Source organism: Phycisphaerales bacterium (assembly GCA_035627955.1).
Classification (GTDB): domain Bacteria; phylum Planctomycetota; class Phycisphaerae; order Phycisphaerales; family UBA1924; genus JAEYTB01.
Genome location: DASPKU010000002.1, coordinates 25,614 through 50,549 on the forward strand (window position 1 = coordinate 25,614; position 24,936 = coordinate 50,549).

The following is a 24,936-nucleotide window of genomic DNA, read 5'->3' on the forward strand; positions in this document are numbered from 1 at the left end:
TTCCAGATACCCTTCACCGACAGAAGGGCCTCGGTCTCCGTTTCGGCGATTCCATCCGCAGGACGCGGCTCGGATCGGAGGGTTTGGTGCAGAGTCCCCATCTCCATGCCCCGATCGAAGGCGGCGGGTCCTTTCTGGCACGCCTCTTCGATGTCTCCGACTTCACCGCCCGCGTCATCTGCTTCAATCGCGACCCCAGCGTCGTCTGGCTGCACCTCGTCTCCGACACCATCATCGCCGCGGCCTACTTCTCCATACCGGTGGCCCTCATCACCCTCGTCCTCAAGCGGCGCGACCTCGCCTTCCCGTGGATGTTCGTCCTCTTCGGTGGCTTTATCCTCCTCTGCGGCACCACTCACGTCTTCAACGTCCTCGCCCTGCACTACCCCATGTACCGCTTCGACGGCGTGGTGAAGGCCCTCACCGCCGCGTTCTCGATCGGCACCGCCGTCGCGCTCTGGCCGCTCATCCCCAAGATCCTCACCATCCCCAGCCCGGACATGCTCCGCGAGGCCAACGCCAAGCTGGAGGGCCAGGTGGCCGAGCGCCGCAAGGCGCAGGAAGACCTCCAGCGGGCCCGCGACGAGCTCCAGCTCCGCGTCGATCAGCTCGAGAACGCCAACAAGGAGCTCGAGCTGTCGTACCAGCGCCTCCGCGTCTCGGAGCGCATGGCCGCGATCGGCACGCTCTCCGCCGGACTTGGGCACGACATGGGCAACCTGCTGCTGCCCGTGCGGGCCCGCCTCGAGTCCATCGAATCGCGCGGCGTGCCCGCCGAGCTGAAGGAAGACGTTGCCGCGATCCGCACCTGCGCCGAGTACCTTCAGCGCCTCTCCAAGGGCCTCCGCCTGCTCTCGCTGGACCCGGAGGAGGGCGAGATGGAAGCGACTCCCGTCCGCGCCTGGTGGGATGAGGTGCGGCCGATGCTCGAGAACGCCATCCCCGAGTCCGTCGAGCTGCAGGGCGACTTTGGCGCGGATCTGCCGCCCGCGCTGCTCTCGCGCCACGGGCTCACGCAAGCCGTGTTCAACCTCGTGCAGAACGCCGGCGACGCCATGCGTGCCCGCGGGCACGGCCGGATCACCGTCTGGGCCCGCAAGGGCGCCGAGACCGACACCATCGACATCGGTGTGCGCGACAACGGCCCGGGCATGAGCGAGGAGACCCGCCGCCGCTGCCTCGAGCCCTTCTTCACCACCAAGACCCGGGCTATCTCCACCGGCCTGGGGCTCGCGCTGGTCAACGGCATCATCCAACGCGCCAAGGGCACGATCGAGGTCCGCACGCAGCTGGGGCAGGGCTCCGAGTTCATCCTCCACCTGCGCGCCGCCCGCTCGCTCCGGCGGAGTGATGCGCCGCCGCTGCGGGCGGTGGTGTCGATTCCCGACGCCCGCCTCCGCAGCTTCACCTCCGAGCTGCTGAAGTCGCTGGGCTTCGAGGTTGTCGTTTCGGACGCGCCCGCCGACGGCTCCGCGAGCGTCTGGGTCGTTGATGCCAGTACCGGCTCACGCGATAAGGTGCAGGAGTTCGTGCGCGGCAGCGATCAACGCCGCGCCCTGATGCTCGGCGGCGACGGCTCGGACACCGACCGCGTCCGCATCGTCCGCGAGCCTCGCCCCACCGCCGTGCGCGCCGCTCTCGACCAGGCTGCGCACGAGCTGGGGCTGCGGTAAGAACCGCGACCGTGAGGGAGCGATACGCCCGCGCCTGGCGGGCGTGGGTGTGTTCTGCACCAGCGGCGAAAGCCCCCGTCCCTTACGGTCGCGGTTCCTATCGGCGTCTCAGTGCACCCGCCGCCGCTTCAGTTCCGCCTCCACCTCCGACCCCATCGCGAACCCGCCCTTGGCCACCTGCTGGATGGCCGCGAGGATCGTCTCGGTGTTCTCGTTCTTGCTGACGTAGCCCCAGGCCCCCGCTTCCACGGCGCGGTCGATGTAGTCGGCCCGCACGTACCCGCTCAGCATGATGACGCGGGCGTCGGGGCATTCCCCGGCGAGCTCCGCCAGGGCCTCGAACGAGTCCTTGCCGGGCATGTCGATGTCGAGCAGCACCACGTCCGCCCGCTTCTCCTTCACGGTCTTTACCAGGTCCCGCGCCTCGGGCAGCCACCCCGCCCATTCGAACGTCGGATCGAGCGACAGCTTGCGGCGGATCGCCTCCGCGACAAAGTCATTGTCGTCGACGCAGAGCACACGGATCGCTTGCTCGGACATGGACCTCGTTCCCGTCTCCGGAATTGGACTGGCAGATGATTCCATACTCGTACGTTGATTCAAGGCAGTACGAGGTGGCGGGTCCCGGGATGAATCCAATCTCACCAGTTCCTCAGAACCGGAGCGCCCGCCGAAGGGGAAACAAGCGGTGGGGAGGGGATTCGAACCCCTGATACCCTGACGGGTATACCGGTTTTCAAGACCGGCGCATTCGACCACTCTGCCACCCCACCCAGATGCCCGTGCCAAGACCGTGCTGACGGTCGTGCCTGGGTGCCCACCAGTTTACTCCGGCTTCTTCCACCCTGATTCCGGGTCCTTCTGCATGATGGCCGCGGACTGCCGGATGCACTTGGTGCACGCCCACGTGTCCTCCCGGAACCCGCGCCAGTGCGGCGTCTCCTGGTGCTGCAAGCAGAGCGCGCACGTGACCACCTCGGGCGCGGGCTCCCCGGCCCCATTTTTCACCACCATCGTGTACGCGATCGACAGGCATTGGCCGCAGATGAGCGACCCCCGGTGCCCCTCCACCATCGGGCGCGTGTCCGTCCAGTGGTTCCCGCAGAAGTCGCACAGGAAGTCCTCGGGCTGCAGGTTGTTCTCGTCGGTGCCCTCGCGGCGCATGCGGGAGGGTAAGCACCCACCGGCAGCCTGAGCGTCAGCGAGGGCATCGCCGCGCCTCGCGGCGATACGTGCGGCTGGGGTGCACCTCGGCGCGCCGCGACTCCACCGCCTCTCCATGGCCGCGAAGCGCGGCCATGCCCTTCCTCACGGTCGGGCTTCCTGTTACGTGGGAAACTGGTGCTGCGCCAGCGCCCTATACACTTCGCACCGCCCCATCAGGTCCTCGTGCGTTCCCTGGTCCACCACCTGCCCCGCCTCCATCACCACGATCGAGTCGCAGTTGAGCACGGTGCTCAGCCGGTGCGCGACGATCAGGCACGTCCGCCCGCGGGAGAAGTCCGCGATCGCCGCGGCGATCTGGGCCTCGCTCTCGGCGTCCACCATGCTGGTCGCCTCGTCCATGATCAGGATCGCCGGGTCCCGCAGCACCGCCCGCGCGATCGCCAGCCGCTGCCGCTGACCGCCAGACAGGCTCAGCCCCTGCTCCGCCACCGGGGTGTCGTAGCCCCTGGGGAGATTCACTATGAACTCGTGGGCGTGCGCCTGCTTGGCCGCGGCCTCGATCTCCGCCTCGCTCGCCCCAAGCCGGCCATAGGCGATGTTCGAGCGGATCGTCCCCGCGAAAATCGCCGTCTCCTGCGTCACCACGCCCACCTGCGACCGCAGGCTCCGCAGCGAGAACCCGCGCACGTCGTGACCGTCCACCAGCACCGTCCCCGCATCCGGTTCGAACAGGCGCGGCACCAGGCTCAGCAGCGACGTCTTCCCGCACCCGTTGGGCCCCACGAACGCCACGCGCTTGCCGTGCGGGATCCGCAGCGACACGCCCCGCACCGCGGGCGCGCTCGCCCCCGGGTACGTCAGCACCACATCGCGAAACTCCACCGACTCCGCATGCCGCGGCAGGCGGGCCAGCTTCTCGCCCCCGGCGACGAGCCCGCCATGCCCTGGCTCCGGCTCCGCGTCGATCAGCTGCCGCAGCCGCTCCGCGGCGGGCGCCGACGCCTGGATGTCGTTGATCAGGCCGGTCAGCGGCTTGAGAGACGCCCCCGCCACCGCGAGCGAGATCATCGCCAGGATGAAGTCCGCGGGGTCAACCTGCACCTCCTGCACGCCCCCGAACCGCCCCATGTCGATCTTGATCCCCTTGATGATCACCCACCCGGCCGCGAGCGTGAGCCCGCACAGCAGGAAGATGGAGAGCATCTCAGTCAGCGGGCTGGCCAGCGCCCGGGCTGTGCGCACGCGGTTGAGCTCGCGCATGACCTGCTTGTTCGCCCGGTGGAAGCGCCCGCCCTCGTACACCTCGTTGGTGTACACCTTCACCACCCGCAGCGCCTGCAGGCTCTCGGTCGCGCTCCCCAGCAGCTCCGACTGGCTCTGCAGGGCCGCGTTCGCCGCCCGTTTGATCTTCTTGCCCAGCTTGCGGATCACCGTGTACAGCGCCGGCGCCACCAGCACCGCGCTCACCGTCACGAACCAGTTGTAGTACAGCGCGGCCGCGAGCCCCGCCACGCCCTTAAGCGCCTGCAGCACGGCCTTGCTCATCAAGACATTCAGGCCGTTCATCAGCGTGCCCGTGTCGTTGACGATGCGGCTGATGGTGTCGCTCGTCCCCGTCCCCACCACCCGCTTGAGCGGCGAGCGCAGGGTCGCCACGAACGCCTCGCGCCGGATGTGCGTGATCGTCCGGTTGACCACCGTGAGCGAGAGGTACGCGTGCAGGAAGTTGGCAACGCTGCCGACGACGGTGATCACCGCCAGCAGCCCCATCAGAACCGCCAAGGCCGTGAACGGCCCCTCCGGCAGGGCGTCGATGGTGCTCTGCGGCACCCGCAGCGTGAGCCGCCCCAGCGGCCCCTCAACCCGCTCAAGGGCCCCGTTGAAGTCGGTCGCGAGGTCGCGCAGGTCCTTCTGCTTCTGGCTGTCGGCCTGAAGGATCCCCTCCAGCACCGGCTTCGCACCGATGATCCCCGCTGCGAGCGTGCCGCCAGACAGCAGGGCCATGGCCAGCGTCCAGAGGACCAGGGCCCGGTAGCGCAGCATGCGGCGAGCGAACTGCCAGAACGCGTCCCGCTCCGAAGATGTCGTCTTCACTCGCGGCATCAGGCGCACGCCGAGCGGGCGCGGGACCCTTGTGATCCCCGCCCGCGGCGTTGAACCCAGAGCGTACCCGGCCGGAGGCCGGGCCGCGTGCAGTGCGTGCCCCGGTCCACTCGCCCAGACTTACGGCTGATTCGGCGCGAACACCGGATCGGTCAGCGGCAGCCCCTGGCCCGACTGGTAGCCGCGCTGCATCGTCTGCCGCCCGTTGGTGGTATCCGTGCGAACGACGCTCACGATGCCCGCCGCAGACTGCGTGAAGGACGTCTGGCTGTTGGTGCCGGTACCGAACACCTGGATGGTGTAGTTCTGGAAGGCCGCGTTGCTCGCGATCTTGGCCAGCACCGCCGCGAGTGACTTGGTGGTGACGTCGGCCCGCCCGCGGGCGCCCAGGGTCCCCGAGGCGCCGTCGATGACGGTGCCGTCGTTGAAGATGAACCGCACGGTGTACGCAAAGTTCACGTCCGGGTCCGCGAAGGGGTTGAAGAGGCTGATCACCTCGCTCTGGTTCGCGTTGCTGGGGCTCAGCTGACCCGCGAAGAACAGGCTGGGCGAGATGCTCCGCGAGAACGCAGAGGTCATGCCGTCGGCCCGCTTGCCCGCCGTCACCGTGTTGCGCCCCACGGCGTCGAAGCTCGTGTACTGGGCCGCGATCGGAGCCGTGGATGCGTACGTGACCGCGAACGTGGTGCCGTCGGCCACGCCCAGGTCCGTGGTCGTCACCGAGAAGTCGTTGCGGCTGTTGGGCTGCACCAGCACCGTCCGCGTGGTGGCGGTGGTGTTGCTCGCGCCCGTAGGCCAGAAGGACAGCGTCACCGAGGCGGCGCTGCTGCCCATGTTGAGCAGGCTGATCACGTTGGTGAAGTTGTTCTTGGCCTGCACGAAGGCGATTCCGCCCTGCGTGGCGCCGCCGCCCTCAACGCCGATGAGGCCGAACGCCGGCGTGTACGCGGTCTGGGGGTTCTGGCCGCTGAGCGGCAGGTCCCAGTCGCTGGCGTTCACCACAAGGTCAACAGTGGAGGTCACGCGGGCCGACAGCGTGCCCGCGGGCAGGTTGAGGTCGGCCAGCTCGATGCCGCTGCGGCGGAAGGGCTCCACGCGCCGCGTGAAGGACTGCGTCCCGGTCGAGGTGCGGAAGGTGATCGTCACCGTGCCGGTCTGATCGCTCAGGTTCTGCCAGGTGATGAACTCGCGGCTGTTGCTGTTGCGCTCGATGCGGGGCAGGTCCCAGGTCCGCAGCGGGTTGGTCCCGCTGGGCGCCGCCTGCACGTTGTAGAAGTCGCTCGAGACCGCGCCGTTGAAGTCCACGCGGTGGGCCGTGGCCGAAACGGGGATCGGGTTGACCACCGTGCTCGCGAAGGCCGACTGGACTTCGACCGAGTACGGCGTGTTGCTGCGCACCAGGTTCAGGCCCGCCTGCGCGAAGTCCGACAGCTGGATCGTCATCGACTTGCGGGCGTCGATCGTGCCCTGGGCCACCACCACGTCGCGGATGCCCGTCTCGTAGTGAACGATGATCTGGTAGCTCGCCGGCACGTTATTGCCGTTGCTGATCACCACGCTCTCGGTGCTGGCGCCGCTGCGGAAGCCCTCGGGGTACACCAGCGTCTGGTTGAAGAAGCCCGCGGTCGTCGCCGGCTTGATCACCTCCGCGTTCACGATCGTGACGAGGTCGCGCTCGCGCACACCCGTCGTTGCGTTGAACCCGGCGTTGACCGGCACCGTGCTGAAGTTCGTCGACTCGGGGCCGGCGAACTTGGCCTGACCGGTGAGGTCCGGGTGCGCCAAGCCCTGGATCGTCTGCACCACGCTCCAGCCCTGGATGATCCGCCCGAACACCGCGTACCCGCCGTTACCCTGGGCGTCGGGGTTCAGGAAGTCGTTGTCGACGTAGTTGATAAACCACTGGCTCGTGGCCGAGTTCAGGGCGTTCGTCCGCGCCATGGCGAGCGTGCGTGCATTGTTCTCGCGACCGGTCAGCTCGCGCACGATCTGGGCGTCGGTCTGCACGGTGGACAGCCCGGCCGTGTCGTCGAACTTGAAGCCGCCGCCCTGGAGGACGAAGGGCGAGTTGTCGGGGTTGAAGGCCGAGCGGTGGAAGAATGTCTCGTCGTAACGCCCGCTGGTGACGTAGTTGAGGAAGTTCTGCACCGTGATGGGCGCGGCGCTGTTGAACAGCTCGATGTCGAAGTCGCCGTAGTTGGTCTCGATCCGGACCACCGTGTTATTGGGGCTCTCGAGGTCCGCAATGGTGGGCAGCGGGCTGTTGGCCAGCAGCTTCCGCTGCTCCAGGCTCTCGAACGCGCTCACCTGCGGCGCCTTCCCGGTTCGGGTGGCCAGCAGACGCGCGAGCAGACCGGTGATCGACCGACCAGGGGACGCAATCATCGACAGCATGCCTGACTCCAATCGGCGGCGACAGCGGCGGCCATTCCGGCCCGCCCCGCGCCCCCGGCTTGTGCATGTACACGGGCGCACGACCCGCGGTTCCGGGCGCCGCCCCACTCGGGCGCACCCGCACTCAATCCTACTCGAACCAGGTGACTTTGGCGCACCAAAATGCATGCGCTTTCAGTGCTTAGCGCGCAAGTCCCGTGCTGTCTCCCGCCCGTTTCTCCCCTCCGCGCCCGCCGATTCCCGGCGCAACACCCGAATGGGAGGGGGTTTGGCGTGTATACTCGCCACCAATGGATCAGTCCCCGCTCCGCAGCCGCCCCGCCGTCGTCGGCCTCGAGGCCCTCACCGCCGGAGCGAACGGCACACACGCCATCCACACCAACGGCTCGCATGCGACCCACACCCCCCATGGGCGTCCGTGGAAAGTCGCCGCCATTGTCCCCTGCTTCAACCGCCGCAGCGACCTTGTGCTCCTCCTCAAGGATGTCGCCCGCCAGGACCTCCGCCCCGTCAAGGGCCGCCCCATTCAGCTGTGGCTGACCGTGGTTGATAACGCATCGACCGATCCGCTTTCTACGATCTCTATTCCCGATGGGCTGACGGTGGAGTTCGTGCGGCTTGAGAAGAACACCGGCGGCTCGGGCGGTTTCAACGCCGGCATGTCCCATGTCCTCTCCGGTGCAGGTCTTACGGCCGAGCTCGGGCAGCCCGACTTCCTCTGGTGGCTCGATTCCGACGCCCGCGCCGGGCGCAAGTGCCTGCGCGAGCTGGTCAAGGTGCTCGCCCGCCACCCCCGGGTCGGCGGCGTCGGGTCGGCCCTGGGCGACATCCCCACCGGCGACACCTGGGAGACCGGCGCCAAGATCACGCGGAAGAACGGCTACATCAAGCCATGCCGGCCCACCGATAAGCGCTTCCCCAACGAGGCCGACTACCTCGCCGCGTGCTCGGGCCTGGTCCGCCGCACCGCCGTGGAGCGCACCGGCCTCTTCCCCGAAAACTTCATCTACTACGACGACATCGACTGGTGCATCCAGATGACGGCCAAGACCGGCCTGAAGATCGTGGGCGCCCCCAAGAGCCGCGCGTACCACCCCCCAGGCAACCGCCGCTACGTCACGTGGGGCCGCTACTACATCGCCCGTAACTGCTTCTCGCACATGGACGTGATGAAGCTGGGCAACTGGACCCGCTTCAAGCGCGCCCTCCGCGAGCTGCCCCGGGCGGTCGGCCAGGCCATGATGGGCCTGGAGGAACTCGCCGAGCTGCACATCAAGGGCCTCGCCGACGCCAAGGCGAAGAACTTCCCCAAGATCGAGCCCCGCGACCTCGTCAAGCCGCTGGGGTTCAAGCCCTTCAAGGACATCCAGCAGGTGATCGACGCCGCGAAGGCCGAGCTCCAGAAGGAGGGCATCAGCAGCCCCAACCTCTGGGTGCACCCGCTGCTCAAGAGCAAGATCCCGGGTCTCGAGGCCTTCCGGCGCGAGCTCCGCCGCGTGAAGTTCGAGTGGCCCACCGAGCGCTCCGTGTGGCGCAACCGCGCCCTCGAGGGTCACTTGTGGAAGGACTTCGTCGAGGCCGCATGGCGGGGGCTCACCTCCCCCACCGCCGACGTCGCGATCGTTCCAACCGGGTGGCCGACCTCCTGGTTCCGCGGGCGCATCCTCATCCAGGTCACGACCGAAGGGCTGCTGGTGCGGCGCGTGCGTCCCATGCGGCAGGCGGTCAAGGCCGCGAGCATCGCGTGGCGCGGCTTCGGCCTCGCCGTGGGAATCGGCCTGCGCGGCCCGCACACGATGCAGCTTCCGCCGGCACCCGCATTCCGCCCGGTCCTCAAGCCTGTCCCGGCGGAAGAGCACATCCCCACGGAGGTCGTCCCGCAGGCGATTCCCGCGGCTGTGGGCTGAACGCCCGCGCGCGGATAGTCTCACGCCGTGCTCTCGGTCGTCATCCTCTCCTACAACCGGCGCGAAGCCCTCCGCCGCACGCTTGGTGAGCTGCGCGCCCAGGGACTGTTTGACTCCGCGCAGATCATCGTCGTCGACAACGCCTCGTCCGACGGCTCGCCCGACATGGTGCGGGCCGAGTTCCCCGCATGCGAGGTGCTCGCGCTCACGACCAACGCTGGCGTCGCCGGCTTCAACCGCGGGGCCGAGCGCGCCCGCGGCGACATGCTGCTCATCCTCGACGACGACGCCTGGCCCGAGCCCGATGCACTTGTCGCCGCGCTGGAGATGCTCCGCACCAAGCCCGCGACCGGGGCGGTCGCGCTCCTCCCCAAGCACCCGGTGTCGCAAGTAGAGGAATGGCGGCACGAGAAGCTGCCGCAGTCGCGCTGGCCCGTCATGGGCTGCGGCAACCTCATCCGCACCGAGGTCTGGCGGGCGGTCGGCGGCTATGAGGAGGGCTTCTTCCTCTACCGCAACGACACCGACCTCGCCCTCAAGCTGCTGGCCGCGGGGTTCGACGTGTGGTTCGACCCTACGTGGATCGTCTGGCACGACAGCCCGGGCGCCAGCCGCAAGAGCGACCGCTGGCTCACCCTCGCCACCCGCAACTGGGTCTGGCTCGCCCGCCGGCACGGCCGCCGCTTCTCCAAACGCATCGGCGCCCTCGCGGGCATCGCCTGGGCCGTGCGCCTCGCCGGCCTCTCCCCCCGCCGCCAATGGCTGGTCGCCCGCGGCGCCTGGACCGGCTGCTGGACCCGCCCGCCTCAAGTTCCCGCGGCATGCCATGTGGACGGGAAGGCGTTCCGTGACCTGGTGAAGCGGCAGGTTGGTGGAAGATGGCGCGCTCGCCGACCCGTGTGAAACTCGTGCCTTGATGCCTCTCTTCCAACCGCCTCGGCTCCAATCTCCTCGGCGCCTCAGCCCGAACTCACCGCCCCCTCCTCCCCGCACCCGCATGCTTCCGCCGCATGGACCTGCGGTCAGGGCATCCGTACTGGCCACTGGCTGACCCTCCCCAGCCGCGTTACCCCGCCCTCACCAAGGACATCGCGTGCGATGTCTGCGTCGTCGGCGCGGGCATCTCCGGCGCCCTCGCCGCGTACGAGCTCGCCCGCGCCGGCCTCAGGGTTGTTGTCGCCGACCGCCGCCAGCCCGGTCGGGGCTCCACGGCCGCGAGCACCGCGCTCCTCATGTACGACCTCGATGTTCCTCTCCACGAACTCGCCGACCGCATCGGCGAGGAGAAGGCCCAGCGCTGCTACCGCGTCGGCGTCGAGGCGATCGACCGCATTGCCGAGATCGCCGCGGACCTGCTCGACCCCTGCGGCTTCGAGCGGCGCCCCTCGCTCTTGATCGCCCACGACCCCAAGGCCAACGAGATGATCGAACGCGAGGTGGTCGCCCGGCGGGAGGCCGGGCTCGAGGTCACCCCGCTCACGCGCGATGAGATCGAGGCCCGCTACTCCTTCACCGCCCCGGGAGCCCTGTGGTCCCCCGCCGCGGCGGAGATCGACGGGTACCGCTTCACCCATGCCCTGTTAGATGACGCCTTCGACCACGGCGCCCTCATCTACGGCCACACCCGCGTCGGCCTGCCGGAGTCCGGCCCGCCCTACCGCCTGCCCACCGACAGTGGCGGCGAGATCACCGCCGAGCACGTCGTGCTCGCCGGCGGCTACGAAGCCATCGAGGCCGTGGGCATGCCCACACGCAACAAGCTGATCTCCACTTACGCCGTGGCCACTACGCCGGTTGAGGCCTTCAAGGGCTGGGAGGACCGCGCCCTGCTCTGGACCACCAGCAAGCCTTACCTGTACCTCCGCACCACACCCGACAACCGCATCATCGTCGGCGGCAGCGACGAGCCCCTCACCGATCCCGATGAGCGCGACGCACTGATCGGCGAGAAGGCCAACGCGCTCATGGCCCGCCTGTGGCACCTCTTCCCCAAGCTCCGGCCTGAGCCCGAGTACGCCTGGGCGGGGTTCTTCATCGAGACGCCCGACGGCCTGCCCTACATTGGGGCTGTGCCCGGGAAGAAGGGCGTGTACGTGAGCCTCTGCTATGGCGCTAACGGCACCACCCTCGCCGCGGCCGGGGCCCGCATCATTCGCGAGATGATCGTTGAGAAGACCAGCAAGGACGCGCACCTCTTCGGCGTGGACCGCGCTTAGGGCCGCCCGCAGCCGCCGCCCGGCTTGCCGCACGCGCAGCTGCCCGTGTGCACATGCCCGCCGCTGGAGGACGACCCGCCGCCCGCGAACACCGAGTGCTTGCGGCTGAACTTCCGCCCCTTGCCCTCAGGGTCCGTCACCGGCTTGTCGGCGTCGGCCATCGGGCGAATCAGCTCGATCACGGTCCCGTCCTCGGCTTCGTACTCGTACAGCGGAATGCCCCAACTTTACGGCCGTCCCGCAGGCATGGCGGCATCCGGCGGGCGCAAGTCGCCCTTGTTCCGACGCCCATATCCGCTATCCTGACCGCCCGGAGGTTCCACCATGCCCGCGCTGATCATCACCGAAGGCAAGCAGAAGGGTCTTTTCCTGCCCCTGGGCCACAGCACGGCCGTGGTGGGTCGCGACCCCGCGATCGCGCTCCAGATCGAGGACCAGCTCGCCTCCCGCAAGCACTGCCAGGTCCGATTCGACGAGACCCGCAACGGCTACGTTCTGACGGACATGAAGAGCGCCAACGGCACCAGGATCAACGATCGCGTCATCACCGGCGAGACGGTGCTCAACGACGACGACGAGATCACGATCGGCTCCACCAAGCTGCTGTTCACCATGTCCACCCCCGCGGACGGCCCCAGCGCCATGGAAGTCCTCAAGAGCGCCCGCGAACGCCACCACAGCACCATCGCCAGCCCGACGCGCCGGTAAGGCCCCGTCACTTCGTTCCGGGCTCGTTCCGAACGGGCAAGCACATACTCACGCGACAGCCGTTCGGGACGAGCCCCGAACGAAGTGAGTGGGCTTACTGCACTCGTCCTCGATAATGGCCTTTCCCCTTCGCCTTTACCGCATTGCTGGTAGCCTGTGCCCCATGCGCTACGCCCCGCTGCTGCTCGTCCTGCTCGCCGGCTGCTCCGCCGCTCCCCAGACCGCCAGCCCCGGCATGATGCAGCCGGAGCGCCCGCGCGTCACCATCCCCCCCAACGCCACCCCCGTGACCGTGACGCCCGAGATGAAGTCCGACGCCATCACCAAGGGCATCGCGGTCATCCTGAAACTGCAGCAGGGAAACAACAACGCCGAGTGGCCCTACGAGGGCGTCTACCGCGTGCGTGGCCAGATCCCTTGGGGCTACCGCGTCGGCGGAACCGCCATCTGCACCCTCGCGCTGGTCGAGGCCCCCGGCTACAAGGACGACGCCACGCGCCAGGAAGCGGTGAAGAAGGCCTGCAAGTTCATCTGCGAGAGCCGCACCGAGAAGGACCTCTCGCTCGAGACCTACAAGGAGAGCTACGACGTCCGCAGCTGGGGCCACCTCGAGGCCGTGGCCACGTTCTCGCGCATGAAGCAGCTCGAGGCGTTCCCCGCCGGCATGGAGCAGGAGATCGAGGACGCCATGGCGTTCTACCTCGACGCCCTGCACAAGCTGGAGATGCCCAAGGTCGGCGGGTGGAACTACGCCCGCCCCGGCGCTCCCTCGACCTTCATGACCGCCCGCGCCCTGCAGGCGCTGTTCGAGGCGAAGGCCGCGGGGTACACCGTGGACCCGGAGGTCGTGAGCCGCGCCCTGGCGTTCCTCGAGAAGTGCAAGAACGCCACCGGCGCCGTGATGTACGCCGGCACGCCCCGCGGCGAGCCCCGCAAGTCCGACGGCGTCCCCGGCGCCACCGGCCGCATGTGCTCGGTCGAGTCCACGCTCTTCCTCGCCGGGCGGTCCAACACCCCTGCCATGCGCGGCGCGTGCGACGCCTTCATCGTGCACTGGTCCTGGCTCAACCAGCGCCGCGTGCAGACCGGCACCCACGTGCCGCCCTACGGCGTCGCCCCGTACTACTTCATGTTCGCCCACTACTACGCCGCGACCGCCGCGGAGCTGCTCCCCGCTTCTGAGCGCGAGGAGTACCACCGCCGCATCAACGAGCTGCTCTTCAGCGTCCGGAATGAGGATGGCTCGTGGAACGACCGTGTGTTTGAGCGCAGCGCCGCCTACGGCACCGCCATGGCCATGCTCGCCATCATGGCCCCCGACCGCCGCCCCGCGGCCAAGTGGGACGGCGCGCCAGTGGCCGCGAAGGAGCCGGAGAATAAGACGGCGACGCCCTGAGCGCACACGCGGCCGAGCCACAGGGCGAGGATCACTCCTCAGGCCGCATCAGCGGGAACAGCACCACGTCGCGGATGGTCCGCTGGTTGGTCAGCAGCATCACGAGGCGGTCGATCCCCAGGCCCATGCCGCCCGCGGGCGGCATGCCCACCTTCAGCGCCCGCAGGAAGTCGTGGTCCATGGTGCGGAAGGTGTTCTCTTCCGCGCTCTTCTCGGTGTCCAGCCCCTTGAGCTGCTCGCGGAACTTGGCCTCCTGCACGTCGGGGTCGTTCAGCTCGGTGTAGTGCGGCGCGACCTCCATGTGCCCGATGAACAGGTCCGCGCGCTCCGCTACCGCCGGGTTGTCCGGCTTGGGGCGCGTGAGCGGCGAGATGGCCGAGGGGTACTCGGTGATGAACGTCGGGCGCGCGGGGTCGATCGACTTCTCCGCGCACTCCTCGAAAAGCTCGTTGATCACCAGCACATCGTCCAGCTTGCTCGCGGCCTCCGGGCCCATCAGGTGCCGCCCCACCGCTTCTTCGCGCGCCCGCTTCACGTCGGTCATCGGGAAGCCCAGCGCGGTCTGGAACAGGTCGGCGTACGTCACGCGGTCGAAGGGCGCACCGTAGTCGATCATCCATTCACCAAAGGGAAGCCTCAGCCCCTCGCTGGTGTCCACGCCCATCTCGCGCGCGACGAAGAACGCCAGGTGCCGCACCGCGCCCTCGGTCAGCGCCATCACTGTCTCGGCGTTGCCGAAAGCCTCGTACGCCTCCAGCATGGTGAACTCGGGGTTGTGCTGCTTGTCCAGCCCCTCGTTGCGGAAGTTGCGGTTGATCTCGTACACGCGGGGCATGCCGCCCACCAGCAGCCGCTTGAGGTACAGCTCCGGAGCGATCCGCATGAACAGGTTGATCGACAGCGCGTTCATGTGCGTGACGAAGGGCCTCGCCGCGGCCCCGCCCGCCAGCACCTGCAGCATCGGGGTCTCCACCTCCATGTACCCCTGCGCATCCAGGTAGCGCCGCATCTCGCTCACGACCCGCGAGCGGATCTGAAAGACCTTCATGGTCTCGGGATTGCTCCACAGGTCCACATACCGCTGCCGGTACCGCAGCTCGACGTCGGTGAGCCCCGCGTGCTTCTCGGGCGGCGGCACCAGGCACTTGGCCCCGGGCCTCAGGTCATTCGCCCACACTGTGATCTCGCCGCTCTTGGTCTTCATGACACGCCCGCGCGCCACCAGCATGTCGCCCAGGTCCGTCAGCTTCGCCAGCTTGAACCCGGTCTCGCTGCACTCACGCTGGCTGACCGCCACCTGCATGTCCCCGCTCGCATCGCGCAGCTGCAGCCACACCAGCTTGCCGTTGTCGCGCAGCAGCACCACGCGCCCGGCGATTAACGCCTCCGGTCGCCGGTCGACGAACCCCGGCTCCTTGCCGCGAGTCTGCTGCTCCTGGTCCGCGCCCTCGTCGTACAGCGCCTTGGCGGCGCCGTTGCTCACGATCCCCGGCGTGCGCACGCCGTAGGGCGTCAGCCCCAGCGCCGCGATGGCGCTGCGGTTCTCCCGCCGTTGCGACTCCAGCCGATGCGATCCCTCAGAGCCCTGCGAGGTCTGCGTCATAGGCCCCATTGTTAGGCATGCCGCGCAGCCGAAGGCGCGAGCAGCCGCACGACAACCAACGCAAGAACAGGCTCAGGGCGCCGAATCCGCCGTCCGCCGCCCGTTGTTGTGCTTGCCGCCCTCCTTGGGCGAGTCCTGCACCAGCGACTGCAGCGTCACGCCCTCGAGCGACTTCATCACCATCGTCTTGACCTGCGCCAGGGTGTCCTGCAGCGTGCCCACATCATTTGGCGGGCCGTAGCTCAGGCTGACGCGGTCGTGCGTCGTCAGCTCACCCACCGTCTGGACGATCTCCAGCAGGTTGATGTCCCCCGCCTCGCGCGCCAGCATGTAGCCGCCGCCGACGCCCCGGCGCCCGCGGATCAGCCCCGAGCTCGCCAGCTGCTGAAGCACCTTCGCGAGGTAGTTGGCAGGGACATTGGTTTTGGTGGCAAGGGTGGTGGTAGGGACGAGCTCGCCGGGGGCAGTGGCGAGGCACGCCATCGCGCGTAGCGCGTATTCAGTGGTTTGCGAGAACACATCGCTCTCCGGCCGGGCCCCCCCGAGCGCGGCGATGAAAAGAAGAAAACATGAAGAGTCACACGACGCCCCACCAAAGTAACAGAAATCCGGCGTCGCAAGAACCTAGCTTGTCACAGTGGAAACCTTGGTTTTTCCACAAATTGCGGTTATCGGAGTGCTTTTCTCGCCCGGATCGGTGGTGATGCCCTTCCCCCACAGCAGCAGAAGGGAGTTCAGCACCACCAGCAGCGTCCCGCCCTCGTGGGCCAGCACCCCTACCGAGAGCGGCACTACCCGACCAGTCAACGAACCAACCAGCGTCGCCGCCGCCATCAGCACGATCACCGACACCGCGAATACCAGGTTCCGCTTCACCGTCGACCGCGCCTTGCGGGCCAGCCCCACTGCCCACGGCACCGCGGCCAGGTTGTCCGACAGCAGCACGATGTCGCTGCTCTCCAGCGCCGCGGCGGTGCCGATCGTGCCGATCCCCACCGACACATCCGCCGCCGCCAGCGCGGGCGCGTCGTTCACGCCGTCGCCGATCACCCCCACCCCTCCCGACGCCCCCGTCTTGAGCTTCCGAACCGCCTCCAGCTTGTCCTGCGGCAGCAGCTCGGCCTCGAAGCCGTCGAGCCCCAGGGACTCGGCAATCCGCCCCGCCGTGAGACGGTTGTCCCCGGTCAGCATCACCACCGGCTTGATGCCAAGGGCGTGCAGCTCGCGCACGAGCCCCGCCGCCCCCGGGCGCACCTGGTCGGCCATGATCAGCACGGCGGCGTCTCCGCCGGGGTCCTCCTCGGTCCCTGCTCCGGTCCCCGCACGGGCCACCACGACCGCCACGTGCCCGCGGTGCTGGATTTTGGTCAGCACCTCCTTGACGCGGTTGCGCAGGCACACGGGGATTACCTCCTCGGTGAACGCGTAGCTCCCCAGCCGCACCAGGGCCCCGCCGTCGGCCTGCCGCCCCTCGATGCCCCGTGCGGTGACGTGGTTGACGTCTGTCATCTCCACCGTCCCCACGCCCCGCTCCATCGCGGCCTCGCGCACCGCTGCGGCGATTGGGTGGGTCGAGTCCGCCTCCAGGCTGGCCGCGATCGCCAGCAGCTCGCGACCGTCGCTCCACGCCACCGGGTGCACCTCGTACAGGCGCGGCCGGCCGAATGTCAGCGTGCCCGTCTTGTCGAACGCCACCGCCGCCAGCCCGGCCAGCCGGTCGATGGACTGCCCACCCTTGAACAGCACTCCCTCGCGCGCGGCCCGCGCAATCGCCGCGAGCGTGGCCGTCGGCGTCGCGATCACCAGCGCACACGGCGACGCCACGATCAGCAGCGTGATGGCCGTGTACGCGGCGTCCGTCCACTCCCGCGCCAGCCCGAGCCACCACACGACAAACACGACGACCGAGACCGCCATGACGCCCATTGCGTACGGCTCGCTCAGCCGGTCGATAGTCCGCTGCACCGGCTCGCGCTGCTCGCGTGCCTGGGTTACCAGGTCGAGGATCTTCTGGAGGCTGCTTTCTTTCACAGGTCGAAGCACGCGCGCAACGAGCGGGTCGTCGGTGTTGATCGTGCCGGCGTACAGCTCGTCGCCCGCCTTCACCGCCCGTGGCATCGACTCGCCGGTGATCGCCGACTGATCGATCGTCGACTGCCCCTCCACCACCACCGCGTCCGCTGGCACCCGCTCGCCCGGCCGCACCCGCAGCGACTCACCGATCACCAGCGACTCCGCGGGCGCCTCCACCCACTCGCCATCCCGCAGCACCAGGGCCTCAGTGGGCATCAGCTTGTGCAAAGCCTCCACCTCGCGCTTCGTGCGCTCCATCGCGAGGTCCTCCAGCGCCCCCGCGAGCACAAAGAGGAACAGCAGCAGCGCGCCCTCCTCCGGGTGGCCGATGTAGGCCGCGAGGCCGGCCCCCACGATCATGAGCACGTCGATGTCGAACTTCTTCTCGCGCAGGGACGCCCACGCCGCGCGACCGCCGTACACCATCCCGATGGCCAGGCTCGCCCAGATGAACCCCTCGGCCCACCCGAGCTTCAGCCACACGTGCAGCACGTAGCCGAGCGCCAGCAGCACGCCTGCGACGATCGACGCCCGCAGCTCAAACCGCGCCGTAAACACCGCCCGCGGGAACGCCCACGTCACCGGAGGATGGACCTCGCTCGCCCGCACCGGCTGCATCACGGAAGGCTAGGGTGCCACCGAGATGCCTTCATCTCGGTGGTCTCTACCGGCTGGGGCGTCCTATGCCTCCTCTGCACTCCTCTGAGTCCTATCCGCACCCTCAGCAGCTATGCCCCCCGATCACCCTGAAGAAACTCTCAATGTCCTGGTCGGTCGCGATATCCCCATCCCCGTTGAAGTCCGCGCTCCCGCACGACTGGCAGCACGACCCGCCGATGCACGCAAAGAACGCCTCAATGTCCTGGTCGGTCGCGGCGTCGCCGTCGCCGTTGTAGTCCGCGCTCCCGCACGAACTCCCGCGCACCTCGACGCTCACCGCCACGCCCTCCTGGCACGACCACTGCCCGTCATTGCCGCGAAGGGCCACGTACCCCGAGGCCGAACCCGACCAGTTCCACACCGGGTTGCGCCGCAGCGGCGTCGCGCTCTCCGCGACGATCCAGTAGCTCTGCCCCGCCCCCAACATCAAGTTCTCTTCGCACGCCAGCGCGTGCCGCACCGGCTGCCAGGGCACTGGGGCCACCGAACACACCCAGCTCACCAGCGGCTCGGGCGACGGGCCGATGCCGTCGCCATCATTGTCCATGTCCGCTCGCAGCGTCACGTTCAGCGTCGGCGCGATCTCCTGCCCGGCCGTCGTGTTGCACATCAGCCACAGCGAGACTTCGCTCACCGAGCAGTTGCGATCGGGCGTGAAGCGGATCGCCACCGACTGGGCGTCCCACACATCAAACCCCGTCACGCCCATGGGTCCGCCGAAGGGGTCGCCCGTTGAATAGATCGGCTCATCCGCCGCGGCGATCGGGCACACCAGCGGCACGCAGGCCACGAACAGAAGGGCTCGGTGCATACCGCACCGTTCCACCACCACCCGTCCACCGCGTCACCCTGAACCCCGATTCACCAAGCCTTTGGCCAACGCCCGTCGGTGGTTCGCGCGAAGGCACTTACCGCAGAGCACGCAGAGGGCGCAGAGAAAAGCACTTGGAACAGCGTGCCCGGCGCTCACCCCATTCCAATCCGCCTCTGTTTTTCTTCTCTGCGTTCTCTGCGTGCTCTGCGGTTAGTGCTTTACACGTGCAGCGCCCGCGACTCCGCCGCCAGCGCCGCCTCGTGCACCGCCTCGTGCATCGTCGGGTGGGCGTGGATCGTCGCGATGAGCTCCTCGGTCGTCGCCTCCAGGCGGCGGGCCAGGCTCAGCTCGGCAATCAGCTCCGTGGCCGCGTCGCCCATAATGTGCGCCCCCAGGATCTCGCCCCGCGGCAGACCCCGGATGATCTTCACGAACCCGTCCGTGTGGGCCGCGGCGATCGCCTTGCCGTGCGCCTGGAACGCGTACTTGCCCACCTCATAGTCCTTGCCCTTCACCTTGCCCTCGGCGATCAGCTTCTGCTCGGTGTAGCCCACGCTCGCCACCTGCGGCTGGCAGTACGTGCACCCCGGCAGCACCGAGTAGTCGATCGGGTAGGGCTCGTGCTTGGCCTTCTTGTCCTTCCACGCGATCCGCTCCACGCACGTCACGGCCTCTTCCATCGCCTTGTGCGCGAGGCACGGCGGCCCGATGACGTCGCCGATCGCGTAGATGCCCGGCAGGTTGGTCGCGTACGTGATCGGCTCGGCCTTGGTCGCGCCCGGCTTGTAGTCGGTCACGATCCAGCCGCGCTCGGTCTTGAGACCCAGCTTCTCGTCGAACAGCCCGTCGGTGCGGGCCGCCACGCCGATCGCCAGCAGCACGCGGTCGGCCTCCAGCGTCTCCTTCTTGCCCTCGTCCGCCTTGCCGTTGACCACCGGCGCGACCGTCACCTTCACGCCGTTGGCGGTCTTCTCGATGTTCGTCGTCGTGGTGCCCGTGCGGATGTCGTAGCCCTGCTTCTTGTACAGCTTGGCCATGCCGTCCGAGACGTCCTTATCCTCAACGGGCAGGATGGTGTCGAGCATCTCCACGATGGTCACCTGCGTGCCCAGCTGCTTGTAGAAGTACGCGAACTCCATCCCGATGGCGCCGCTGCCCACGATGATCAGCTTGTTGGGCCGGGCCTTGTTGTACATCGCCTCGCGAGCCCCCCAGATCTTGTCGCCGTCGAACCTGGCGAACGGCAGGTCGCGGGCCACCGAACCCGTCGCGATCAGCACGTTGTCGCAGGTGATCGTCTCCTTCACCTTGCCCGGCTTGGCCGGAGCGCTGGACAGCTCCTCCTGCACCTCGCACTCGGCGATCTCCACGCGGCACTTGCCGCCGGCGCCCGTGCGACCACTGATGATCTTCGCGTTGGCCACGAAGTGCTCGATCTTGTTCTTCCGCATCAGGTACTCAACGCCCTTGTTGAGCTTGGCCGCGACGTCGCGCGAGCGCCCGATGACCTTGTCCCACTGCACGTTGATCTTGCCGTGGATCTGCAGGCCATAGGCCTCGCCGTGACTGAGCTTCTCCATCAGCTCGGCGTTGGTCAGCAGCGCCTTGGATGGGATGCAGCCCCAGTTGAGGCACACGCCGCCCAGCTTGGCCCGGTCCACGATGGCGACCTTGTACCCCAGCTGCGCCGCCCGGATCGCCCCAATGTACCCGCCCGGACCGCCGCCAATCACCACCATGTCAAAGTGCCGCTCAGCCACTGGATAAGCCTCCGGAACCGCCCGGAATCCGAGCGGGCCGGAGTATAGCTCTTGGGTACCCCGCCGCTCCGCGGCGGCTCTTCCCGCGTGCCATTGCGTCTCAAGCGTGCCATGGCGACGTCTTCGTCGCTATGTCCTCGCACGGCACCCAACTTCCTGGCCCGTTCGCAACGAGCCCCGAACGAAGTGAGTGGGCGGTGCACGCCTTGCGCGCCGTTGGCGGGAAGGCCCGTCACTTCGTTCCGGGCTCGTTCCGAACGGTCGCCGTGTTCCCCGCGCCCGCCGCTTCCCCCTCCACCGCCCCGTCATACCTCACAAAGTCATCGACATCCTTCTGCGTCGGCTCCGCGCTCTCCCACGCCGCCCGGTACATCGCCCCCAGCATCGACGCCCCGCTCGCCAGCCGCTTCTCGATGAACTCCTTGCCCCTCGCCTGCTCCAGCTCGCCCGTCTTCTTCAGCTCGTACAGCGGCTCGACCTCCACGAACGAGGTCTCCAGGTAGTTCAGCACGTCCTCCCACGGCGCCCGCGCCTCCACCTGCACCTTGCCGTCGACAAACTTCCGCACGTCCGAAGCCTTGATGCGGTGGTGCGTGATGATCTTGCCGTCGATGTACGAGTGAAAGCCGCGGTCGGTGGTGTAGCCCTTGGGGTTCTCGCCGACCCAGCCGTGGTGGTGCTTGGTCATGTGCAGCGGCTGGGCCGCGTCGCCCACGTAGTGCGAGAGCACGCCCATGTTGTAGATCGCGTTCTCCTTGGCGAGCTGCAGCTGGTGCGCCCGGCGCGGGTCGTTGAGCTTCTCGAGCACGCGCACGGTCAGGAACGCGTTCTGCACCTTCGCGTACTGCTCGGTGATGCCGTAGGGGAGGAAGCCGGGCAGCTCGTCGGTCTTCGCCGTGTCGCGCGCGGGGTTCACGGGCCGCCCCTTGAAGTCCTTGCCGGCGCGCTCCTTGGCGAGCGCCATCGCCTTCACGTACTCGTACCGCAGCGTCGGCAGCGTCTTGAGGCTCAGCCCGTACGGCGCGAGATCCTCGACATCCAGGTAGTGCTCGGGGTTGTTCAGGTGCGTGAGCTGGTTGATCTTCGTGCCACGCCAGCGGTCCGGCACCACGGCCCCATCGGCCACCTTCTTGATCGTCTCCTCGCCCTTCAGCCACTCGGGCCCGCCCCTCATCGACTCCACCGCCAGCGTCGTGATCAGCCGGTGGCCGTAGGCGTCCCACCCGAGGGCCGGCAGGGCCACGCACGCGGTCACAAACGCACTCAGCAGCACCTTGGAAACCGTTCGCATGTCCAACTGTAGTGACGCCCGCCTGGCCCCGATCCGGGCCGCAATCCGGTACAACACGCTGTATGTCGACCCCCCGGCAGAAACCCCGCACGATCCTCCGCCTGCTCAGGCGAGTCCTCGTCCTGCTCCTCGTAACCTACGGCGTGTGGCTCACCGCCTGCTCCGCCCTGGAGACCAAGCTCGTCTACCCGCGCTCCTTCGCCGGCCCGCCGATGCAGGACTCCCTCATCCCGCGCGACGTCGAGCAGCTCTGGATCGACACCGATGCCGGCCGCACCGAGGCCTGGTTCATCCCCTCGCGCTCCGTCCGTCCCATGCCCTGCGTCGTCTTCTTCCACGGCAACGCCGAGCTCATCGACCACAACTACCAGCTCGCCGAGCAGTACCGTGACCGCGGCTTCTCCACGCTGCTCGTGGAGTACCGCGGCTACGGCCGCTCCTCCGGCACGCCATCGCAGACCGCCATCGTCGCCGACGCCGTCAAGTTCGTTGACAGCATCAAGGACAAGGCCGGCGTGGACCCCTCCCGTCTCTTCTACCACGGCCGCTCGCTGGGTACCGGCGTGGCCGCGCAGGTCGCGAAGGAACGCCCGCCCGCCGCCCTCATCCTTGAGTCCCCCTTCACCAGCATCGCCTCGTTTGCCAAGTCCTACGGCGTGCCGTCCTTCCTCGTGCGAAACTCCTACCGCACCGACAGGGTCCTGCCCACCCTCGCCTGCCCCATCCTGATCCTGCACAGCCGCGGCGACGAGATCGTGCCGTTCTCCCACGGCGAGCGCCTCAAAGCCCTGGTCCCCACCGCAACCCTCATCGAGCTCACGGGCGGCCACAACACCCCCCTCGGCGAGCAGGAGGCGTACTGGGAGTCGATTGACGCGATGCTCAAACCGCTTCTGTGAGCGCAACGATCGTTCGTAACGAGCCCCGAACGAAGTGAGCGGGCAGGGTCTTCACCGGCGCACATCGCGCAAAGAACCCGTCACTGCGTTCCGGGCTCGTTCCGAACGTCACCGCCTACACACGCCTCACACCTGCCCCGCGTACGTCTTAAAACTCGCCTTGAACGGCGCCGGCTCGATCCCCGTGTGCTCGCGGAACTTCGTGAGGCTCGCGGTCGTGTCCATCGCCCCCATCTTCGCCATGCCCTCGTCGAAGGGCAGCAGCCCGCCCATCCCCAGGGCCTTCGCGCCCTTGGCCACGTTCGCGCCCACGTGCGAGGGCAGCCCGAACACCGGCTGGTTCTCGTGCGCCCCATGGATGTGGTCGCGCATGAACCGCAGCATGTCGGGGAAGCTCAGCGTCTCGCTGCCCACGAGGTTGTAGACCTCGCCGAAGGTCCGCTGGTTCTCCAGCGACACCACGAACGCGTGGGCCACGTCCCCTACGTACACCGGCGCCACCTTCGGGTCGATGTCGTGCACCGGCCCCAGCGGCACCCGCTTGTCCTCAACGCTCCGCGTGAAGTACGGGATGAACACGTACGGCGCCGCGTGCCCCTTCGCCCACCCCTTCACCATCTGCACGAACTCGCCGTCGGGCCCGTGGATGAACGAGGGCCGGAAGATGGTCCAGTCCAGGTCGCTCAGCCGCACCAGCATCTCCGCCTCGAACTTCGTCCGCTGGTACTCGGTCTGCCCCGCGTCGGTGGCGTTAATCGCCGACATCTGCACGAACCGCCGCACGCCCCGCTCCTGGCACTTGGCCACCAGCATCCGGGTCGCGTCCACGTGAATCCGCTGGAACGTCTGCGGCCGCTGCCCGGAGTCGCCGCGGGTTTCGCGGATGATGCCCAGCAGATTGATGCACGCCCCGCACCCTTCGAGCAGCTCCTCCGCCTTGCCCGCGTCGGAGATGTCCCCCACCACCAGCACCGGCCCGTTCGGCAGCACCTCGCGGGCCTTCTCACGGCTGCGCACCAGCGCCCGCACGCCGTAGCCCCTGGCCAGCAGCTCGCGCACCATCCACCGGCCCACAAACCCCGACGCACCTGTGACGGCAACGGTCTTCGTACCCATAGGGCCTACACCTTAGGTGGTCTTCCTGATCCGCGCGGCCGTGCGCTTGCCGACCCGCCGGGGCGGGAAAATGGCCGTGCCCTGAGTGTCCTTCTCCCGCGGCACCGGCCCGATGTCGCGGATCCGCGTGAACGCCGACTTCGCGTTGTCCGCCGAGAACTCGCTGCCGATGAACCTCCGGCCCATCGCGTGGGCCATCACGCCCGTGGTGCCGCTGCCCAGGAAGGGGTCGACGACCAGGTCCCCCGGGTTGCTGCACGCCGCGATCACGCGCTCCAGGTACACCTCGGGCAGCTGGTTGTCGTGGTTCTCGCGCCGCTCCTTGTTGTTGCCCTGGATGCGCCCCCAGTACCGCCCGTACCACACGTCCATCGGCACCCGCATCCCCGCGGGCATGCCGTCCTTCTTGTCCATGGTGCGCGGGTCAAAGTACGTCGTCGCCCGGTCGGAGGGCTCCAGCACGGCTTCGCTGTTCCACGTGCGCTCGCCACCCGGCTTCACAAACCACAGCGCGTGCACCTTGCTGTTGATGAACCGCGCCTTGGTGTTCTGCCCGAAGCGGTAGTGCCAGATGCACCAGTTCTCCATCTCCAGGCCGCGCTTCTTGAGATGCACGACGATCTCCGCGCAGGTGTCGTCGGGGATGTTCACCCAGAACGACCCGCCCGGCCGCAGCAGGGCGATGCACGTGTCCAGCCACTCCTCCGTGAACCGCAGGTAGTCCTCGCGGGGCATCGCGTCGTCCCACTTGTCGTACGCGCGGTTCCAGTTGAAGGGGGGGTCGGCGAAGACCAGGTCCACCGTCCCGTTCAGCTCCGGCAGGCGGGCGAACACCTTGCGGCAGTCGCCCACGTAAACCTTGCAGGAAGGCTTCCCGGCAACATCGATCTCGTGCTTCGGGCGCAGGCCCTGCTGACCCTGCTGGGCGCGCTCGACAACCCCTCGCTTGGCATCCACCGCGGTCATGACCTCTCCTCAACAGCCTTGCAGCATCGGCCGGACGCGGCCGGCACGCACAATATCACACCCGCGCCACCCCGCGCCAGCCGCCCGGAAACCCGCACGCGCCGACCACCTGCCGAACCTATGATCCCCGCAGGCCGCCCCTGGGGACTCCCCTTGTCCGGGCGCGCCCTTTCCCACGCACGGTGTGACA

General features: G+C 68.3%; 20 protein-coding genes and 1 tRNA gene. 7 read left to right on the forward strand and 14 right to left on the reverse strand.

The genetic code is table 11. The features are described 5' to 3' along the window. Positions 1–86 precede the first annotated feature (86 nt). Complete coding sequence (locus tag VD997_02295; GenBank protein ID HYE60801.1) at positions 87–1,673, forward strand: ATP-binding protein; 1,587 nt, start codon at positions 87–89, stop codon at positions 1,671–1,673. Between the two features lie 108 nt (positions 1,674–1,781). Here VD997_02295 and VD997_02300 read toward each other — a convergent pair whose 3' ends face one another. The 5 genes from VD997_02300 to VD997_02320 form a co-directional block, all read right to left on the reverse strand. Beyond that, positions 1,782–2,213, reverse strand: a complete 432-nt coding sequence (locus VD997_02300; GenBank protein ID HYE60802.1) for a response regulator transcription factor — start codon at positions 2,211–2,213, stop codon at positions 1,782–1,784. Positions 2,214–2,359: 146 nt separating this feature from the next. Then, positions 2,360–2,446: transfer RNA gene (locus tag VD997_02305), tRNA-Ser, on the reverse strand. A 52-nt stretch (positions 2,447–2,498) separates the two neighbouring features. Next, entirely contained in the window at positions 2,499–2,837 is a 339-nt protein-coding gene (locus VD997_02310) for a ClpX C4-type zinc finger protein (protein HYE60803.1), read from the reverse strand. Positions 2,838–2,999: 162 nt separating this feature from the next. After that, complete coding sequence (locus VD997_02315) at positions 3,000–4,883, reverse strand: ABC transporter ATP-binding protein (GenBank protein HYE60804.1); 1,884 nt, start codon at positions 4,881–4,883, stop codon at positions 3,000–3,002. A 180-nt stretch (positions 4,884–5,063) separates the two neighbouring features. Further along, positions 5,064–7,337 (reverse strand): peptidylprolyl isomerase, encoded by a 2,274-nt coding sequence (locus VD997_02320; protein ID HYE60805.1) that lies wholly within the window; start codon positions 7,335–7,337, stop codon positions 5,064–5,066. Positions 7,338–7,627: 290 nt separating this feature from the next. Here VD997_02320 and VD997_02325 point away from each other — a divergent pair, with 290 nt between their 5' ends. From VD997_02325 to VD997_02335, 3 genes are all read left to right on the forward strand, one after another. Next, a complete protein-coding gene (locus tag VD997_02325; GenBank protein ID HYE60806.1) occupies positions 7,628–9,244 on the forward strand; it encodes a glycosyltransferase family 2 protein in 1,617 nt (538 codons plus the stop codon). A 27-nt stretch (positions 9,245–9,271) separates the two neighbouring features. After that, positions 9,272–10,147, forward strand: coding sequence for a glycosyltransferase family 2 protein (locus VD997_02330; GenBank protein HYE60807.1), 876 nt, complete (start codon positions 9,272–9,274; stop codon positions 10,145–10,147). Positions 10,148–10,254: 107 nt separating this feature from the next. Further along, positions 10,255–11,460: an FAD-dependent oxidoreductase gene (locus VD997_02335; GenBank protein HYE60808.1), complete on the forward strand. Its 1,206-nt coding sequence runs from the start codon at positions 10,255–10,257 to the stop codon at positions 11,458–11,460. On the opposite strand, the gene VD997_02340 is transcribed toward VD997_02335, so the two are convergent. Continuing rightward, entirely contained in the window at positions 11,457–11,642 is a 186-nt protein-coding gene (locus tag VD997_02340) for a hypothetical protein (GenBank protein HYE60809.1), read from the reverse strand. The genes VD997_02335 and VD997_02340 overlap by 4 nt on opposite strands. Positions 11,643–11,784: 142 nt before the next feature. Here VD997_02340 and VD997_02345 point away from each other — a divergent pair, with 142 nt between their 5' ends. Both VD997_02345 and VD997_02350 read left to right on the forward strand, forming a co-directional pair. Continuing rightward, positions 11,785–12,168, forward strand: coding sequence for an FHA domain-containing protein (locus tag VD997_02345; protein HYE60810.1), 384 nt, complete (start codon positions 11,785–11,787; stop codon positions 12,166–12,168). A gap of 163 nt (positions 12,169–12,331) precedes the next feature. After that, entirely contained in the window at positions 12,332–13,564 is a 1,233-nt protein-coding gene (locus VD997_02350; GenBank protein HYE60811.1) for a prenyltransferase/squalene oxidase repeat-containing protein, read from the forward strand. A 31-nt stretch (positions 13,565–13,595) separates the two neighbouring features. Here the strand turns inward: VD997_02350 and lysS are convergent, their stop codons facing one another. The 6 genes from lysS to VD997_02380 form a co-directional block, all read right to left on the reverse strand. Beyond that, positions 13,596–15,167 carry a lysine--tRNA ligase gene (gene lysS / locus VD997_02355; GenBank protein HYE60812.1) on the reverse strand — a complete coding sequence of 524 codons (1,572 nt, stop codon included), beginning with the start codon at positions 15,165–15,167 and terminating at the stop codon, positions 13,596–13,598. Between the two features lie 72 nt (positions 15,168–15,239). Beyond that, on the reverse strand, positions 15,240–15,686 hold the full coding sequence (locus VD997_02360) for an Rrf2 family transcriptional regulator (GenBank protein ID HYE60813.1): 447 nt from the start codon (positions 15,684–15,686) through the stop codon (positions 15,240–15,242). Between the two features lie 105 nt (positions 15,687–15,791). Next, positions 15,792–17,858, reverse strand: a complete 2,067-nt coding sequence (locus VD997_02365) for a cation-translocating P-type ATPase (GenBank protein HYE60814.1) — start codon at positions 17,856–17,858, stop codon at positions 15,792–15,794. 103 nt (positions 17,859–17,961) lie between these two features. After that, entirely contained in the window at positions 17,962–18,711 is a 750-nt protein-coding gene (locus VD997_02370; GenBank protein HYE60815.1) for a hypothetical protein, read from the reverse strand. A 221-nt stretch (positions 18,712–18,932) separates the two neighbouring features. Further along, positions 18,933–20,474, reverse strand: a complete 1,542-nt coding sequence (gene lpdA / locus VD997_02375; GenBank protein HYE60816.1) for a dihydrolipoyl dehydrogenase — start codon at positions 20,472–20,474, stop codon at positions 18,933–18,935. Positions 20,475–20,706: 232 nt separating this feature from the next. Then, complete coding sequence (locus tag VD997_02380) at positions 20,707–21,765, reverse strand: hypothetical protein (GenBank protein ID HYE60817.1); 1,059 nt, start codon at positions 21,763–21,765, stop codon at positions 20,707–20,709. A 62-nt stretch (positions 21,766–21,827) separates the two neighbouring features. On the opposite strand from VD997_02380, the gene VD997_02385 reads away from it, so the two are divergent. Beyond that, positions 21,828–22,664: an alpha/beta fold hydrolase gene (locus VD997_02385; protein ID HYE60818.1), complete on the forward strand. Its 837-nt coding sequence runs from the start codon at positions 21,828–21,830 to the stop codon at positions 22,662–22,664. A gap of 126 nt (positions 22,665–22,790) precedes the next feature. Here VD997_02385 and VD997_02390 read toward each other — a convergent pair whose 3' ends face one another. Together VD997_02390 and VD997_02395 are read right to left on the reverse strand one after the other, a co-directional pair. After that, complete coding sequence (locus VD997_02390) at positions 22,791–23,780, reverse strand: NAD(P)H-binding protein (GenBank protein ID HYE60819.1); 990 nt, start codon at positions 23,778–23,780, stop codon at positions 22,791–22,793. A 12-nt stretch (positions 23,781–23,792) separates the two neighbouring features. Then, positions 23,793–24,746 (reverse strand): DNA methyltransferase, encoded by a 954-nt coding sequence (locus VD997_02395; GenBank protein ID HYE60820.1) that lies wholly within the window; start codon positions 24,744–24,746, stop codon positions 23,793–23,795. Positions 24,747–24,936: the final 190 nt, after the last annotated feature.

Bases quoted from the DNA above. Each gene is read 5' to 3' on its own strand.
- VD997_02385 (HYE60818.1), top strand. From the start codon at position 21,828: ATGTCGACCCCCCGGCAGAAACCCCGCACGATCCTCCGCCTGCTCAGG.
- VD997_02390 (HYE60819.1), bottom strand. From the start codon at position 23,780: ATGGGTACGAAGACCGTTGCCGTCACAGGTGCGTCGGGGTTTGTGGGC.
- VD997_02345 (HYE60810.1), top strand. From the start codon at position 11,785: ATGCCCGCGCTGATCATCACCGAAGGCAAGCAGAAGGGTCTTTTCCTG.
- VD997_02300 (HYE60802.1), bottom strand. From the start codon at position 2,213: ATGTCCGAGCAAGCGATCCGTGTGCTCTGCGTCGACGACAATGACTTT.
- VD997_02380 (HYE60817.1), bottom strand. From the start codon at position 21,765: ATGCGAACGGTTTCCAAGGTGCTGCTGAGTGCGTTTGTGACCGCGTGC.
- VD997_02335 (HYE60808.1), top strand. From the start codon at position 10,255: ATGGACCTGCGGTCAGGGCATCCGTACTGGCCACTGGCTGACCCTCCC.
- VD997_02325 (HYE60806.1), top strand. From the start codon at position 7,628: ATGGATCAGTCCCCGCTCCGCAGCCGCCCCGCCGTCGTCGGCCTCGAG.
- VD997_02320 (HYE60805.1), bottom strand. From the start codon at position 7,337: ATGCTGTCGATGATTGCGTCCCCTGGTCGGTCGATCACCGGTCTGCTC.
- lysS (HYE60812.1), bottom strand. From the start codon at position 15,167: ATGACGCAGACCTCGCAGGGCTCTGAGGGATCGCATCGGCTGGAGTCG.
- VD997_02365 (HYE60814.1), bottom strand. From the start codon at position 17,858: ATGCAGCCGGTGCGGGCGAGCGAGGTCCATCCTCCGGTGACGTGGGCG.
- VD997_02395 (HYE60820.1), bottom strand. From the start codon at position 24,746: ATGACCGCGGTGGATGCCAAGCGAGGGGTTGTCGAGCGCGCCCAGCAG.
- VD997_02315 (HYE60804.1), bottom strand. From the start codon at position 4,883: ATGCTGCGCTACCGGGCCCTGGTCCTCTGGACGCTGGCCATGGCCCTG.
- VD997_02310 (HYE60803.1), bottom strand. From the start codon at position 2,837: ATGCGCCGCGAGGGCACCGACGAGAACAACCTGCAGCCCGAGGACTTC.
- VD997_02350 (HYE60811.1), top strand. From the start codon at position 12,332: ATGCGCTACGCCCCGCTGCTGCTCGTCCTGCTCGCCGGCTGCTCCGCC.
- VD997_02370 (HYE60815.1), bottom strand. From the start codon at position 18,711: ATGCACCGAGCCCTTCTGTTCGTGGCCTGCGTGCCGCTGGTGTGCCCG.